This window comes from Pseudonocardia sp. CA-142604 (assembly GCF_050948475.1).
GTDB classification, from domain to species: Bacteria; Actinomycetota; Actinomycetes; order Mycobacteriales; family Pseudonocardiaceae; genus Pseudonocardia; species Pseudonocardia alaniniphila.
Window position 1 is genome coordinate 8,324,198 of sequence record NZ_CP192045.1, and the last position, 14,402, is coordinate 8,338,599.

The 14,402-nt window shown below is 71.5% G+C and carries 13 protein-coding genes and 2 tRNA genes; 6 read left to right on the forward strand and 9 right to left on the reverse strand.

All coding sequences use genetic code 11. The features are described from left to right. Nucleotides 1-11 precede the first annotated feature (11 nt). Complete coding sequence (locus tag ACQPZQ_RS37675; RefSeq protein WP_433289021.1) at nt 12-950, forward strand: NUDIX hydrolase; 939 nt, start codon at nt 12-14, stop codon at nt 948-950. Nucleotides 951-983: 33 nt separating this feature from the next. Here the strand turns inward: ACQPZQ_RS37675 and ACQPZQ_RS37680 are convergent, their stop codons facing one another. From ACQPZQ_RS37680 to leuC, 4 genes are all read right to left on the reverse strand, one after another. Then, nucleotides 984-1,466, reverse strand: a complete 483-nt coding sequence (locus tag ACQPZQ_RS37680) for an HU family DNA-binding protein (protein WP_433289023.1) — start codon at nt 1,464-1,466, stop codon at nt 984-986. Nucleotides 1,467-1,587: 121 nt separating this feature from the next. Next, the gene (locus ACQPZQ_RS37685; RefSeq protein WP_433289025.1) at nt 1,588-2,772 is read right to left on the reverse strand and encodes a S1 family peptidase; all 1,185 of its coding nucleotides are present in this window, start codon (nt 2,770-2,772) and stop codon (nt 1,588-1,590) included. Nucleotides 2,773-2,949: 177 nt separating this feature from the next. Further along, on the reverse strand, nt 2,950-3,543 hold the full coding sequence (leuD, locus tag ACQPZQ_RS37690; protein WP_433289027.1) for a 3-isopropylmalate dehydratase small subunit: 594 nt from the start codon (nt 3,541-3,543) through the stop codon (nt 2,950-2,952). Further along, complete coding sequence (gene leuC / locus ACQPZQ_RS37695; protein ID WP_433289029.1) at nt 3,543-4,955, reverse strand: 3-isopropylmalate dehydratase large subunit; 1,413 nt, start codon at nt 4,953-4,955, stop codon at nt 3,543-3,545. The genes leuD and leuC overlap by 1 nt, the downstream gene beginning before the upstream one ends. Nucleotides 4,956-5,009: 54 nt before the next feature. Here leuC and ACQPZQ_RS37700 point away from each other — a divergent pair, with 54 nt between their 5' ends. The 3 genes from ACQPZQ_RS37700 (at nt 5,010) to ACQPZQ_RS37710 (ending at nt 8,047) form a co-directional block, all read left to right on the forward strand. Next, the gene (locus ACQPZQ_RS37700; RefSeq protein ID WP_241035996.1) at nt 5,010-5,711 is read left to right on the forward strand and encodes an IclR family transcriptional regulator; all 702 of its coding nucleotides are present in this window, start codon (nt 5,010-5,012) and stop codon (nt 5,709-5,711) included. 158 nt (nt 5,712-5,869) lie between these two features. Continuing rightward, entirely contained in the window at nt 5,870-7,738 is a 1,869-nt protein-coding gene (locus ACQPZQ_RS37705; protein WP_433289031.1) for an Hsp70 family protein, read from the forward strand. Nucleotides 7,739-7,807: 69 nt separating this feature from the next. After that, nucleotides 7,808-8,047 (forward strand): hypothetical protein, encoded by a 240-nt coding sequence (locus ACQPZQ_RS37710; RefSeq protein ID WP_433289033.1) that lies wholly within the window; start codon nt 7,808-7,810, stop codon nt 8,045-8,047. Nucleotides 8,048-8,121: 74 nt separating this feature from the next. Here the strand turns inward: ACQPZQ_RS37710 and ACQPZQ_RS37715 are convergent. The 3 genes from ACQPZQ_RS37715 to gltX all read right to left on the reverse strand — a co-directional run bounded on the left by ACQPZQ_RS37715 (nt 8,122) and on the right by gltX (nt 9,888). Further along, nucleotides 8,122-8,194: transfer RNA gene (locus ACQPZQ_RS37715), tRNA-Glu, on the reverse strand. Nucleotides 8,195-8,239: 45 nt separating this feature from the next. Continuing rightward, nucleotides 8,240-8,311: transfer RNA gene (locus ACQPZQ_RS37720), tRNA-Gln, on the reverse strand. Nucleotides 8,312-8,376: 65 nt separating this feature from the next. Then, a complete protein-coding gene (gltX, locus tag ACQPZQ_RS37725) occupies nt 8,377-9,888 on the reverse strand; it encodes a glutamate--tRNA ligase (RefSeq protein ID WP_433289035.1) in 1,512 nt (503 codons plus the stop codon). A 66-nt stretch (nt 9,889-9,954) separates the two neighbouring features. Here gltX and ACQPZQ_RS37730 point away from each other — a divergent pair, with 66 nt between their 5' ends. Beyond that, nucleotides 9,955-11,271: an FAD-dependent oxidoreductase gene (locus ACQPZQ_RS37730; RefSeq protein ID WP_433289037.1), complete on the forward strand. Its 1,317-nt coding sequence runs from the start codon at nt 9,955-9,957 to the stop codon at nt 11,269-11,271. A 9-nt stretch (nt 11,272-11,280) separates the two neighbouring features. Here ACQPZQ_RS37730 and ACQPZQ_RS37735 read toward each other — a convergent pair whose 3' ends face one another. Then, on the reverse strand, nt 11,281-12,057 hold the full coding sequence (locus ACQPZQ_RS37735) for a GNAT family N-acetyltransferase (protein WP_433289039.1): 777 nt from the start codon (nt 12,055-12,057) through the stop codon (nt 11,281-11,283). Nucleotides 12,058-12,144: 87 nt separating this feature from the next. Further along, a complete protein-coding gene (gene cimA / locus ACQPZQ_RS37740) occupies nt 12,145-13,785 on the reverse strand; it encodes a citramalate synthase (protein ID WP_433289040.1) in 1,641 nt (546 codons plus the stop codon). 297 nt (nt 13,786-14,082) lie between these two features. On the opposite strand from cimA, the gene ACQPZQ_RS37745 reads away from it, so the two are divergent. After that, nucleotides 14,083-14,394 (forward strand): EthD family reductase, encoded by a 312-nt coding sequence (locus ACQPZQ_RS37745; protein WP_433289043.1) that lies wholly within the window; start codon nt 14,083-14,085, stop codon nt 14,392-14,394. Nucleotides 14,395-14,402: the final 8 nt, after the last annotated feature.

The window sequence follows — 14,402 nt, forward strand, 5'->3', positions numbered from 1 at the left end:
GAGGGCGAGCGATGAACGGCGTTTTCCGGTCCGGCCCTCCGCAGGCCACCACAGAGACGAACAACGCTGACGTGCTGGCCGCGGGAACGGTGCTGTGGCGACCCGGCACCCGCGGCCCCGAGCTGGGGCTCGTGCACCGGCCGCGCTACGACGACTGGTCGTTCCCGAAGGGCAAGCTCGACGCAGGCGAGACCATGCCGTTCGCCGCCGTCCGGGAGGTGGCCGAGGAGACGGGACAGCGCGTCTGTCTCGGGCCGGCACTCGGCGACGTGCACTATCCCGTGGCCGAGGGCCAGAAGCTGGTGCGGTACTGGGGCGCGGAGGCCCTCGGCGGCGAGTTCGTGCCGGGCGAGGAGACCGACGAGCTGCGGTGGGTCAACATCCAACGCGCTGCCGACATGCTGTCCTACCGGCACGACCTCGAGGTGCTGCAGCGGTTCGTGGAGGTGGGCGTCCCCAGCTCGATGGTGCTGCTGGTGCGGCACGCCAAGGCCGGCAGCCGTGGCGACTGGGACGGCGACGACGACCTGCGGCCGCTGTCGGGATCAGGCCGGGAGCAGGTCCGTCGGCTGACCGGGCTGCTGGCGCTGTTCGGACCGGAGCGCGTCTCCAGCGCGCCCCTGGTGCGCTGCTGGGACTCGGTGGCACCGCTCGCCGAGACGCTCGGGGTTCCCGTGCTCGACGAGCCGCTGCTCGGCGAGCACGCCTTCTACCGTGACATCGCCGCCGGGCTCGCCCGATTCCGGGAGCTGGCCAAGGAGCCCGGCGTCACGGTCGTGTGCAGCCAGGGTGGCGTGATCCCCGACATCGTGGCGGCACTCGCCACCGGCTCGGCCGTGTCCGTGGACCCTGAGGATGTCCCGGCCAAGAAGGGCAGCACCTGGGCGCTGACGTTCTGCAGGGACGCCGAGCTGTGCACCGCCGACTACTACCCGCGCCCCACCGGCTGACCACGCACGCGGTGGGCCCGCGACGCGGCCGGCCTACTTCTTCTTGCCTTTGCGGGGCTTGCCGTCCTTCGCCTTCGCCGCCTTCTTTCCCGCCTTCGCCGCCTTGTCGATCTTGTCGGCCTTGTCAGCGGCCCGGTCGTCCCGCTTCGCCTTCGCGGGCTTCTCCAGGGCGTCGACCTGCTCGGTCACGACGACCGCGGGTGTCAGGGCCGCCGCTGCGGTGCGCGGGGCCGTCGGCGGCTCGACGCCGCTGACGGCCGTGCGGAACGCCGTGCCCGGACGGAACGCCGGCACCGTGGTGGCCGGGACGTCCACGGTCTCGCCGGTGCGCGGGTTACGGGCGACGCGGGCGGCCCGGGCGCGGCTGGTGAACACACCGAACCCGGTGAGCGAGACCGAGTCACCTGACCGGACGGCGTCCACAATGGTCTCGAGTAGGCCGTCGACCGCACCCGCCGCGGTGCGCCGATCCCCGAGCCGTTCCGCGAGTACATCCACGAGTTGGGTTTTGTTCATCCGACCAACGTAGATCGCGCACCGCGCCGATGGCACATGACCTGGCCGAACGCGTCGCGAGTCACTGCGAAACCGGCGTGCCGGCTCCGCAGTTACCGGGCGGACGGCCGTTTCCTCGGCACTAGGAGTGTTCGGGAATCGTCACGCTGTCCGAGTAGTACGAGACCGAACCCCCTGCGTTACCGGCCTTGATCGAACAGAGGACATCGCGTCCGGACAGATCAGCGGGCACGGTCAGCGTCGGAGCGGTCTGGCCGTCGATCGGGACGAAGAAGAGGAATCCGGTGGGCGTGTTCCATGCCTCCTTGGGCGTGGTCGTGTCGATCTCGCCACGCGACCAGCTGTACTCGAGCGCCGCGGGCTTGCCGCCCTCCCATCTCGGTGCCGCGCAGGTGATGGTCGAGCCCACGGCGAGCTTCCCGGTCACCGTGACGTCCTCGGCGGGCGACGGCTCGAAGACGGGGTGGGGCTGTGTGATCCAGTCCCGCAGCCCCGCCACATTGGCGAACGCCGCTGCGGTGCCGGCCGCGCACATCTGATCGGTCACCTCGCCACTGAAACTCGTCACTCCGACGACGACCGCGCGCCCGTCCGCAACCTCGACGAGCGGCCCGCCGCTGTCGCCGGGGCAGATCGCCGGCCCGTCCGGTTGCGGCGCCTGAGCGCACACCACCGACTCGTCGCTGCCCGAGGGCGTGTGGAGACGGCTCGCACAGTCCTGCGCCGAGATCAGGCCGAGATCCGCCCTCAACAGCTCATCGCTGCTGGACGGCGGCGGCGTCGCGGGGTCCGCCGACGGCGCTGCCGTGATGCCGTGCCCGTACGCCGTCAGCGTGGCACCGGGCGACGGTGCCTCGTCCGCCACCGCCAAGGGCTCCGCACCGGGCACGGACTCGGCCAGACCGATGATCGCGACGTCGGCCACCGCGCTCGACTTGGTGAAGCTCGTCGGATCGGCAGGCGACGGAACCTGCTTGTACTCCGGGTGCACGGCGACACCCGCGATCGGAAGGATCCGGCCGGGCTCACGTGACAGCACAGACGCGCCCAGATGAACCTCGACCCGCCGGGGATCCCCCTCCGACACGCAGTGCGCGGCGGTCAGCACCCGGTCCGGCGCGATCAGTGCCCCGCCGCAGAACGAGCGCTGCGCCAGTGGCTCGTCACCGGGGCGTGCGAGCGTCACCATCCACGGCGCATCAGCGGCATCGGGCACCGGGGTGCCACCGGTGATCGCTTGTGCCGGCGCCGCGGCCAGGACGACCGCCACGGCCGCCCCCAGCGAGCCGAGCACTCCCGCTCGCACCCACCGTCGCCCTGAACTTCCCCACGCCATCGGATTCCCCCCGATTTCCACGGTTGTCGACGGGGAATGACGCTACGGCGCACGTTGCAGTGTTGATCTCGGTCGAAAGTACGACCGCCCGGGCCGCATCCTCGCCTTTTCGACCGAACGCCGGACGAAAAGGCGCGAATGCCCGGATCAGACCTGGGCCGTGGTGGGGAGGTGGCCGGGCCGGGCCGCTTCGAAGGCCGCGATGTCGTCGGCGTGGCGCAGCGTGAGCCCGATGTCGTCGAGGCCCTCACGCAGGCGCCAGCGCGTGTACTCGTCGATCTCGAACGGCACGACGAGCTCGTCCGCCCGCACCGTCTTCTCCGTCAGGTCGACGGTGACCTCGGTGCCGGGGGCGTTCTCCAGCAGCTTCCACAGGAGCTCGACGTCGGGCTGCGCCACCTGCGCCGCCACGAGCCCCGCCTTCGCCGAGTTGCCGCGGAAGATGTCGCCGAACCGGGATGAGATGACGGCCCGGAACCCGAAGTCCATGAGCGCCCATACGGCGTGCTCCCGGGAGGAGCCGGTGCCGAAGTCCTGTCCGGCCACGAGCACGGATCCACGCGAGAACGGCTCGACGTTCAGGATGAAGTCGGGCTGCTGGCGCCAGGCCTCGAACAGCGCGTCCTCGAAGCCCGTGCGCGTGACGCGCTTGAGGTGCACCGCGGGGATGATCTGGTCGGTGTCGACGTTGGACCGGCGAAGGGGCACGCCGATGCCGGTGTGAGTGCTGAACGGTTCCATCAGTCCAGGTCCTCCGGAGAGCTCAGGGTGCCGCGCACCGCGGTGGCCGCGGCGACGAGCGGGGACACGAGGTGGGTGCGGCCGCCCTTGCCCTGGCGGCCCTCGAAGTTGCGGTTCGACGTGGACGCGCTGCGCTCGCCCGGCGCCAGCTGGTCGGGGTTCATGCCCAGGCACATCGAACAGCCCGCGGAGCGCCACTCGGCGCCCGCCGCGGCGAAGATGTCGCTGAGCCCCTCGTCCTCGGCCTGGAAGCGCACGCGCATCGAGCCCGGGACCACCAGCATCCGGACACCGTCGGCCACCTTCCGGCCCTTGATCACGGCGGCGGCAGCGCGCAGGTCCTCGATGCGCCCGTTGGTGCAGGAGCCGACGAACACGGTGTCGACGGCCACCTCGCGCAGCGGGGTGCCCGCCTCCAGACCCATGTAGGCGAGCGCCTTCTCGGCCGACGCGCGTTCCTGCTCGTCCACGATGCGGGACGGGTCGGGCACGTTCTCCGAGAGGGGGAGGCCCTGGCCGGGGTTGGTGCCCCAGGTGACGAACGGCGTGAGCGCGTCGGCGTCGATGAACACCTCGGAGTCGAACGTGGCGTCGTCGTCGGTGCGGAGTGCATTCCACGACGCGACGGCCTCGTCCCACGCCTCGCCCTTCGGGGCGCGGTCGCGGCCCTTCAGGTAGGCGTACGTGGTGTCGTCCGGGGCGATCATGCCGGCCCGGGCACCGGCCTCGATCGACATGTTGCAGATCGTCATCCGGGCCTCCATCGAGAGGTTCTCGATGACGTTGCCGCGGTACTCGAGCACGTAGCCCTGCCCGCCGCCGGTGCCGATCTGGGCGATCATCGCGAGCACGATGTCCTTGCTGGTGACACCCTCGCGCAGCCGGCCGTCGGCCGAGTTGACGTTGATCGCCATCGTGCGGAACGGCTTCAGCGGCAGCGACTGGGTGGCCAGTACGTGCTCCACCTCCGACGTGCCGATTCCGAAGGCCAGCGCCCCGAACGCGCCGTGGGTGGACGTGTGGCTGTCGCCGCAGACCACCGTCATGCCCGGCTGCGTGAGCCCGAGCTGGGGACCGACGACGTGCACGATGCCCTGCTCGGCGTGGTTCATCGGATAGAGCGGCACGCCGAACTCGGAGCAGTTCTTGCGGAGCGTCTCCACCTGGGTGCGCGACACCGGGTCGGCGATCGGGAGCTCGACGTCGGCGGTGGGAACGTTGTGGTCCTCGGTGGCGACCGTGAGATCGGGACGGCGAACGCCGCGGTCGGCGAGCCGGAGCCCGTCGAACGCCTGGGGACTCGTCACCTCGTGCACGAGGTGCAGGTCGATGTAGAGGAGGTCGGGCTCATCACCCTCGCCACGTCGGACGACATGCCTTTCCCAAACCTTCTCCGCCAGCGTGCGTCCCATAGCCATCCCATCCTCCGCTGGACGTCCCATATATCGGGACGTTAATATCGTCCCGTGAGACAGCTTAGCGGCGTCGGAGTTCTGGACAAGGCCGTGGGGGTTCTCCGGGCCGCAGCTGCCGAGCCTTGTGGGCTGGCCGAACTGTGTCAGCGCACCGGTCTGCCCCGCGCCACGGCGCATCGGCTCGCCGTGGGTCTCGAGGTCCACGGCCTCCTGCACCGCGGCGCCGACGGCCGCTGGCGCCCCGGGCCCACGCTCGCCGAACTATCGGCGGGCGGCGTCGATCCGCTGCTCGAAGCAGCAGCGGCCGTGCTGCCCCGGCTCCGCGACATCACCGGCGAGAGCGTGCAGCTCTACCGCCGCGACGGCGCCCAGCGCGTCTGCGTCGCCTCCGCGGAGCCCGCCAGCGGGCTGCGCGACACCGTTCCCGTCGGCACCCGGATGCCGATGACCGCCGGTTCCGGAGCAAAGGTGCTGGCAGCCTGGGCCGAGCCCACGGTGCAACGCGCCGTGCTTGCCGACGCCATGTTCGGTGAGCGGGTGCTCGTCGACGTCCGAAGACGCGGCTGGGCGCAGAGCGTTGCCGAGCGCGAGTCCGGCGTCGCGAGCGTGTCGGCTCCCGTCCGTGACAGCTCTGGCCAGGTCATCGCAGCGGTCTCCGTGTCGGGTCCGGTCGATCGGATCGGCCGGCGTCCGGGCGTCCGCTGGGCAGCTGATCTACTGGCAGCCGCGGAGGCTCTGCAGCACCGCCTGTGACACCGGGTCGCCGTACCGCAACACTCGGTTGGGTTGCGGGCGGTATGTCGCATTGCGATCCATACCCGCCCGATCGGTCCCCGGCGTGGCGCGGCTAACGTGACCGACGCTCTGCTCGATGGGCACAGAGAGTCGTACGGACACGAAAACGGGTGACGATGAGTTATCTGCTCGGCATCGATGTGGGCACGACCCGCACCGCAGCCGCCATCGGCCGGTCGGGGGCCCGCCCGAGCGATACGGAGATCGTCAATCTCGGCGACCGTTCCAGTGCCGTGCCCTCCGTCCTCTACATAGGCGACGACGGGGCGGTGATCGTCGGCGAAGCGGCCGAACGCCGGGCGGTGAGCAGCCCCGACCACGTGGTGCGCGAGTTCAAGCGCCGGATCGGCGATCCCACGCCGATCCTCGTCGCCGGCAGGCCGTGGGCACCGGAGGAGCTTTCGGCCCGGCTCGTGCGCTGGGTCGTCGACCGGGCGGCTCAGCGAGAGGGCGGGCCCGCGATGCGGGTCGCCGTCGCGCATCCCGCGTCGTGGGGTGCCCACAAGAAGGACCGGCTGGGCGCAGCGGTCGCCGCCCAGGGCGTGCCCATCACGTTCATCGCTGAGCCCCAGGCCGCCGCGCTGCACTACGCGGCGGGCGAGCGCGTGGAGCCGGGCTCCACGATCGCCGTGTACGACCTCGGCGGTGGCACCTTCGACGCCGCCGTCGTCCACAAGGACGACCACGGGTTCACGCTCCTCGGCCGCCCGGAAGGCATCGAGCGCCTCGGCGGCATCGACTTCGACGAGGTGGTGTTCGAGCACGTCCGCCAGGGGCTCCCCGAGGCGTTCGACGGGCTCGACGAGACCGACCCGGCCGTGCTGTCAGCCGTTGCTGCGGTGCGGCGTGAGTGCACCGAGGCCAAGGAAGCGCTGAGCAGCGACACCGAGGTCTCGATCCAGGTCATGACGCCCGCCGGGCAAGGCTCGGTACGGCTGCACCGCAGCGAGTTCGAAGCCATGATCCGCCCGCGCGTCGAGGAGACGGTCGACGCCCTGCGCCGAGCAGTCGGCTCGGCCGGTCTGGCACCGGCGCAGCTGTCGGCCGTGCTGCTCGTCGGCGGATCGTCGCGCATCCCGCTCGTCGGCCAGCTCGTCTCCGAGCAGCTGGGCCGCCCGGTCGCGGTGGACGCCGACCCGAAGAACGCGATCGCCATGGGCGCCGCGCTGTCGCTGCGTCCCCCGTCCGGCAGCGGCGCGATGCCGCAGGTGTCGCCCTCGCGGCCCGCGCCCGGGGGCCAGCCGATGGGCGCTGCGGCGCTCGCCGGCGCAGGCGCGCCGATGGGCACGGGGGCCACCCCGCCGATCGGCGTCGGGTCCTCGTCCTACCCACCCCGGCCGGGCTACGGCGAACCCGCGGCGGCTGCCGCCCCCGCCCCCACCCAGTGGATGTCGGGCTCCCGCAACGGCCCGATGCCTCCGGCGCCCTCCTACCCCGAGCGACCACAGCTCGACCCGGACGACGGTCGCGACTTCATCGAGTACGCCGACCGTCCCCGTGGCCCGTCTGCTGCCCGGCTGGTGACCATCGGTGGGATCGCCGCCGCGATCGCCGTGGTCGCGGCGATCGCGCTGTGGCCCACCGGCGGGTCGGTGCCGCTCGAGCCCGACGTCACGAGCAGCGATCCGCCCATCTCGGCGGTGACGGATCCCGGCGAGCCGACACCCGACGAGAAGCCCGCGCCCGAAGATGACAACGGGTCCGGAGGCCCCGCGGGCCAAGGAACCGAACCGACACGCCGGCCCCCTGGCGATCCGGCGCCGACGCAGGCGACAGAGGTACCGCGGACCACCGAGGGACGCCCGGATCCCACGACGACCCGGCAGCCGGACCCCACCACCACGACAACCCGGCCTCCGACCACGACGACGACGCCGCCAGCGCCGACAACGACGCCTCCACCGCCGACGTCGGCATCCCAACCTCCGGCCGCTAGCGGTTCACAACCGCCGTCATCGCCGGCGCGCGCGGGCGGGGTGGCCTGAGCCCCTGCATGTCCGCCGGCCGCCGCTCACGTCGCAATCGACGTGAGCGGCGGCCGTCGTATGTGCACGGTGCGCGGACCGACGCTGGAGGTGGAGGTGATCCTCGCCGCGGCGCCGGTCGGGATCACGGTGCCGGTGGCGCATGCACAGCGGCACGTCGGAGATGAGCTGCTGCTGGATCGTGTCGTCGAGCAGTTCGCGGACGTGCCGGACCGTGGTGGACGGCTCCGCGGCAGTCGAGCGGCTGACCTCCTCGCGCAGCTTCGCCCGCCCTTGCTGCCCGGACACGAGCCCACTCCCGAGGCATGATCTCGGCGAGCCACCCTCGCACAATGCAATGCGAAAAGGCCCGTTCCGGAGAACCGGAACGGGCCTTTTCGGTGTAGCCCCGACGGGATTTGAACCCGCGCTACCGCCTTGAGAGGGCGGCGTCCTAGGCCGCTAGACGACGGGGCCGTGGAAACGCTATTAGCTTATCAGACCACTTCTGGTGCGTTTCCGCTGGGGTACCAGGACTCGAACCTAGACTAACTGAACCAGAATCAGTCGTGCTGCCAATTACACCATACCCCAAGAGTTCAGGATCAACCGGCCCCTCTACTGCGGGAGCCGGTCTCGCCTGCCCTGCGGCGACTACTCTAGCCGAGGCCTCCAGCCCGCTCCAAACCGGCCCTCAGCCGGGCGAGCGATCGTTCCCGGCCAAGCAGCTCCATCGATTCGTAGAGCGGCGGGGACACCGTACGGCCGCTCACGGCCACCCTGACGGGCGCGAACGCCTTGCGCGGCTTGAGCCCCAGGCCGTCGATGAGAGCCGACTTCAGCGCCGTCTCGATGCGCTCGGTCGACCAGTCGTCGACGCCGTTCAGGCCGGTCAGGGCCGCTTCGAGCACCGGAGCCGCGTCGGCGCCGAGATTCTTCTCCGCGGCATCGGCCTCGGGGACGAAGCCCTCTTCCGGCACGAACAGGAACCGGAGCATGCGTGCCGCGTCGGACAGCACGACGCTGCGCTCCTGCACGAGGGGCGCAGCCGCGGCCAGCAGCGCACGCTGCTCCTCGGTGATCGTGCCCTCGATCACACCTTCGTGAACGAGGTAGGGCTCGACCCGTCGCGCGAACTCTTCAACGGGCAGCGCCCGCAGATGAGCCGCATTGATGGCCTCGGCCTTCTTCACGTCGAAACGAGCGGCGTTGCTGGACACCCGCGATATGTCGAAGGCGGCGACCATCTCGTCGATCGTGAACACGTCGCGGTCCTCGGCAATCGACCAGCCGAGCAGGGCCAGGTAATTGAGCAGGCCCTCGCGGATGAATCCGCGCTCTCGGTAGAGGAAGAGGTTCGACTCCGGATCGCGCTTGGAGAGCTTGCGGTTGCCCTCTCCGGTGACGAGCGGGAGATGCCCGTAGCGGAACGGCCCTGTGCCGATTCCGACGCGCTGAAGCGCCTCGAGCAGCGCGATCTGCCGCGGTGTGGAGGAGAGCAGGTCCTCCCCGCGCAGCACGTCGGTGATGCCCATGAGCGCGTCGTCGAGCGGGTTGGTGAGCGGGTAGAGCGGGGTGCCGTCGCCGCGGGCGAGCACGAAGTCGGACACGGTGCCCGCCCGGAAGGTGACGTCGCCGCGCACCAGGTCGGTGAAGGTGATGTCCCGGTCGGGCATCCGCAGCCGGTAGACGGGCGCGCGCCCCTCGGCCCGGAACGCGGCGCGCTGCTCCTCGGTGAGGTCGCGGTCGGCGTTGTCGTAGCCGAGCTTCGGGTCGCGGCCTGCGGCGCGGTGGCGAGCCTCGATCTCGTCGGCCCGCGAGTACGACTCGTAGACCTCTCCCCCGTCGATCAGCCGTTGCAGCGCGTCGGCGTAGACGGGCCCGCGCTCGCTCTGCCGGTACGGGGCGTGCGGGCCGCCGACCTCGGGACCCTCGTCCCAGTCGAGCCCGAGCCACCGCAGGGCGTCGAGCAGCGCCGCGTAGGACTCGGCCGAGTCGCGGCTGGCGTCGGTGTCCTCGATCCGGAACACGAAGGTGCCGCCGTGATGGCGCGCGTGCACCCAGTTGAACAGCGCGGTGCGGATGAGGCCGACATGGGGGGTGCCCGTCGGCGACGGGGAGAACCGGACCCGGACGCCGGCCGGCCGGGATTCGCTCGCAGGCTCACTCATGATGTGGCCAAGCCTATCCGGGCAGATGCCTGGCCTTCCCGGCCCGCTGCGCCTAGAATTCAACGCATGTTGAGAAACGAGCGCACGACCTGCCTCGTCGTCGGTGGCGGCCCAGCCGGGCTGGTCCTCGGTCTACTCATCGCTCGGGCCGGGGTCGAGGTCACGGTTCTGGAGAAGCACCCCGACTTCCTGCGTGACTTCCGCGGCGACACCGTGCACGCATCCACCCTTACCCTGCTCGACGAGCTGGGCCTCGGGCAGCGGTTCGCGGCCCTGCCCCAGCAGCGGATCAACCGCATGCAGGTGCAGCTGGACAGCTGCAGCGCGCAGGTGGCCGACCTGCGCCGGCTGCCCGGCGCCCACCAGCACATCGCGATGGTGCCGCAGTGGGACTTCCTCGATCTCGTCGCCGACGCGGCGGAGGCCGAGCCCACCTTCACACTGCGACGCAACGCCGAGGTCGTGGATCTGCTCTACGACGGCGGCCGGGTGGCAGGCGTGCGCTACCGCGACCGCACCGACGGCACCGAACACCAGATCCGGGCAAGCCTCACCGTCGGCTGCGACGGGCGGGCGTCCGCGGTCCGGGCGGCGGCCGGCATGCGGCCGCGCTCGTTCGGCGTGCCGATGGACGTGTGGTGGTTCCGGCTGCCGCGCCACGCCGGCGATCCCGACGGCGGCGTGGGCCGTGTCGGCACCGGGGAGTTCGCGGTGATGATCGACCGTGGCGACTACTGGCAGTGCGCCTACCTGATCCGCAAGGGCAGCGACGCGGAGATGCGGGCGGCGGGGATCGCGCAGTTCCGCGCGCGGATCGCGGGGCTGCTGCCGTGGCTGAGCGACCGGATGGACACACTCACGTCGTTCGACGACGTGAAGCTGCTCGACGTCAAGCTCGACCGGCTGCGCCGCTGGTACCGCGACGGCCTGCTGCTGATCGGCGACGCGGCCCACGCGATGTCGCCGGTCGGCGGGGTGGGCATCAACCTCGCCGTGGCCGACGCGGTGGCCACCGCCCGGCTGCTCGCGCCCGCGCTGCGCTCCGGCGGCATCGTGCCTCCTGCCCTGCTGCGCCGGGTCCAGCTCCGCCGCTGGTGGGCCACCGCGCTCATCCAGGGCGCCCAGCGCGCGGCACACCGCGGGATCCTCGGCGAGCGCGTCGCCCAGCCCACCGACGGCTCGCCGCAGGCGCAGGCGACGTCCGGCATGTTCAACCGCGACGAAGACGCCAGGCCGGCCGCCGTCGGCGAGGTTCCGTTCCCGCTGAGCATGTTGCAACGCTTCCCGGCGCTGCAGGGTGTGCCGGCGCGGCTCATCGCGATCGGTCCGCTGCCGGAGCACGCGCCGGAGTGGGCGCGGCGCTCGCCGCAACCCGCCGCCTGACGGGCCCTGTCAGGCGGCTTCCGCCATTCCGCACTCGCCCACCCGCCGGAAGCCCACGCGCTCATAGACGCGGGTGGCGGCCTCGTCGCCCGCGGCGAGGAACACCACCTCCGCACCCGCGTCCCGGGCGGCGCCTGCCAGCAGCGCCGTGACGGCGGCACCGAGCCCCTGGCCGCGCGCGGCCTCCACGGTGCCGATCCCGACCAGCTCGACCACGTTCCCTACCCGTTGCACCGATCCCGCAGCGACCGGTCCACGCGGGCCCGTGACCAGCGCTCGCGCGATCGCCCCTGCCGCGAGGTCGGCCTGCAGCTCGGCAAGGGCGGCGCCCACCGGCGGCCCGGGGGGCGGGGCCTTGAAGGCCGCGGCGGCAACGGTCATCACGGCGTGCGCTGCCGTCTGCAGATCACCGTCGGCCGGTCCGAGCAGGCGGGCCGAGTAGCCGGGCGGGAGCGAGGGGGCGACCGGATCGCTGTTCAGCACGAGCAGCGGGCAGATCGTCACCGGCAGGCCGGCATCGCGGGCAGCGTCGGCCATCGACGGGGTCGTGTCGGCGACCCACTCGAACGCCTCCGGCACGCGGAGCGACCGCTGGCGTGCCCGAACCCGCTCGATGTCCTCCGTGGTGACCGGCGGGCCACCGGGGATCGGGCGCGCGTAGAACGGCCAGCCGGATCCCGCGCGGTTGCGGACGAAGAGGCGCAACGGACCGTCGTCGGCCGCCATGGCCCAATGCCGCGGGACCTCGTCGCAGAACCGGTCGATCCTCCGCAGCACGTCGTCCACGCGCTGATCCTGCCCTAGGGGCGTGCCGAACAACTCGGCCGTACTGCGCGGCGCCGTACGGCGGAGTTGTTCAGCACCCTCCTGTGGTCAGGTTCGGGCTCCCACGGGGACGGGAGCGCGCAGCGCCGCGTACGCCAGCGCGTCGACCAGGGCGAGCCAGGACGCCTCGACAACGTTGCTGTGCACGCCCACGGTGGTCCACGAGCCCGCGTGGCCGGTGGACTCGAGCAGCACCCGCGTCACCGCGTCGGTGCCGTAGCTCTGCGACCGGCCCGTGGTGAGGATGCGGACCTTGTAGTCGGACAGCTCCACGTCCGAGAGCCACGGGCACGTCGGCGTGAGCGCGGCCCGCAGCGCCGCGTCGAGCGCGTTGACCGGCCCGTTCCCTTCCGCGGTGGCGATGAGCCGCTCCCCGTCGGCCAGGACGACCCGCACCGTCGCCTCGGCGATCACGCTGCCGTCGGCGCCGTGCTCGACGATCACGCGATAGGACTCGAGGGCGAACGGCACCGGCTCCGTGCCGCCCACCGCGGAGCGCATGAGCAGTTCCAGGGAGGCGTCGGCGGCCTCGAACGACCACCCCTGCGCCTCTCGCTCCTTCACGGTCGCCACGAGCGACGACACCGCCTCGGGGTGGCCGGCCAGGTCCAGGCCGAGCTCAGCACCCTTGAGCTCGACGCTGGCCCGGCCGGCCATCTCGGTGACCAGCACCCGCTGCCCGTTGCCGACAACCGCAGGGTCCATGTGGTTGTACAGCTCCGGGTCCACCTTGATCGCACTCGCGTGCAGGCCCGCCTTGTGAGCGAACGCTGACGTCCCGACGTAGGCCTGGTGGGTATCGGGAGCGATGTTGGCGATCTCCGCCAACGCGTGCGAGGTGCGGGTCAGCTCGCCGAACGCGCCGTCCGGTAGGACGGGCATGTCCAGCTTGGTCACCAGGTTCCCGACGACGGCGAACAGGTCGGCATTGCCCGTCCGCTCGCCGTAGCCGTTCGCGGTGCACTGCACGTGCGTCGCGCCGGCCTGCACCGCGGTGACCGAGTTGGCCACCGAGGAGCCCGTGTCGTCCTGGCAGTGGATCCCGAGGCGGAAACCGGTGCGCCCGGCCACCTCGGTCACCACCTCGGCGATGCCCATCGGGAGCATGCCGCCGTTCGTGTCGCACAGCACCGCGACGTCCGCACCCGCGCCGACCGCGGCGTCCAGCACCCGCAGCGCGGTGTCCGGATCGAAGCGGTAGCCGTCGAAGAAGTGCTCGGCGTCGAGGAACACCCGGCGGCCCTCGCCACGGAGGAACGCCACCGTGTCGGCCACCATCGCGCAGTTCTCGGCCACGTCGGTGCGCAGGGCGCGCTCGATGTGGCGGCGGTCCGCCTTCGCCACCAGCGTGACGACCGGCGCCGCGCTGTCCAGAAGGGCCCTGACCTGCGGGTCCGCCGCAGCGGTTGTCCCGGCGCGCCGGGTCGAGCCGAACGCCACGAGCACCGCGTGCCGCAGTTCGAGCTCACCCGCAGCGGCGCGGGTGAAGAACTCGGTGTCCTTCGGCAGTGCGCCCGGCCAACCCCCTTCGATGAACCCCACTCCGAGAGCGTCCAGGTGCCGGGCGACGGCGAGCTTGTCGGCGATGGAGTAGCTGATGCCCTCGCGCTGAGCGCCGTCGCGCAACGTCGTGTCGTAGACGTGGAACGCGTCTCCGAGCGGGGTTCCGGCCGGTTCTGTGCGGGACATCCGGGGGCTCCTGGAAGTGGGTCGGACGTGATCAGGGATTCATCGGGCAACAAAAAAGACCCCCCGCGAATGCGAGAGGTCTGCGCGTCGGCTGTGGTGCTGGTTAGCCGACGCGCCTGTCGATAATGATCACGTAGAGGTGCTGCACGTCGACGAGTGTTGCACGACGCTTCCGGAGACGTCACACCGCGTTCCCAGATCGTGGGAGAGACGGTGTTCACACGGTCGTGCGTCGGCTAGGGATTGATGTCGAGCCCGTCGGCACAGGCAGGCGGGCCGATCATGAGAGGGTCAACGATGCTCCAGCTCACCGCGCTCTACAACCACCCCGAGGACAAGGACGCCTTCGACCGGCACTACGACGAGGTGCACGCCCCGCTCGCCATGAAGATGCCCGGCCTCCGCCGGTTCACGGCGGCCAGGCCCGTGCCGGACGCGGACGGGAACACCCCGCCCTACCACCTCGTCGCCGTGCTCGAGTTCGACGACGAGGCGGCCCTGGGCAGCGCGATGAGCAGCCCGGAGGGGCAGGCAGCGGTGGCGGACCTGGCCAACTTCGCGGATGCGGGCGTGACCATGCTGACCTCGAAGGGCCAGACGCTCGTCTGACCCGATCC

Excerpts from the sequence above, each read along its gene's own strand:
- ACQPZQ_RS37675 (WP_433289021.1), top strand. The coding sequence starts at position 12 with ATGAACGGCGTTTTCCGGTCCGGCCCTCCGCAGGCCACCACAGAGACG.
- ACQPZQ_RS37680 (WP_433289023.1), bottom strand. The coding sequence starts at position 1,466 with ATGAACAAAACCCAACTCGTGGATGTACTCGCGGAACGGCTCGGGGAT.
- leuD (WP_433289027.1), bottom strand. The coding sequence starts at position 3,543 with ATGGAACCGTTCAGCACTCACACCGGCATCGGCGTGCCCCTTCGCCGG.
- leuC (WP_433289029.1), bottom strand. The coding sequence starts at position 4,955 with ATGGGACGCACGCTGGCGGAGAAGGTTTGGGAAAGGCATGTCGTCCGA.
- ACQPZQ_RS37705 (WP_433289031.1), top strand. The coding sequence starts at position 5,870 with ATGAGTTATCTGCTCGGCATCGATGTGGGCACGACCCGCACCGCAGCC.
- gltX (WP_433289035.1), bottom strand. The coding sequence starts at position 9,888 with ATGAGTGAGCCTGCGAGCGAATCCCGGCCGGCCGGCGTCCGGGTCCGG.
- ACQPZQ_RS37730 (WP_433289037.1), top strand. The coding sequence starts at position 9,955 with ATGTTGAGAAACGAGCGCACGACCTGCCTCGTCGTCGGTGGCGGCCCA.
- cimA (WP_433289040.1), bottom strand. The coding sequence starts at position 13,785 with ATGTCCCGCACAGAACCGGCCGGAACCCCGCTCGGAGACGCGTTCCAC.
- ACQPZQ_RS37745 (WP_433289043.1), top strand. The coding sequence starts at position 14,083 with ATGCTCCAGCTCACCGCGCTCTACAACCACCCCGAGGACAAGGACGCC.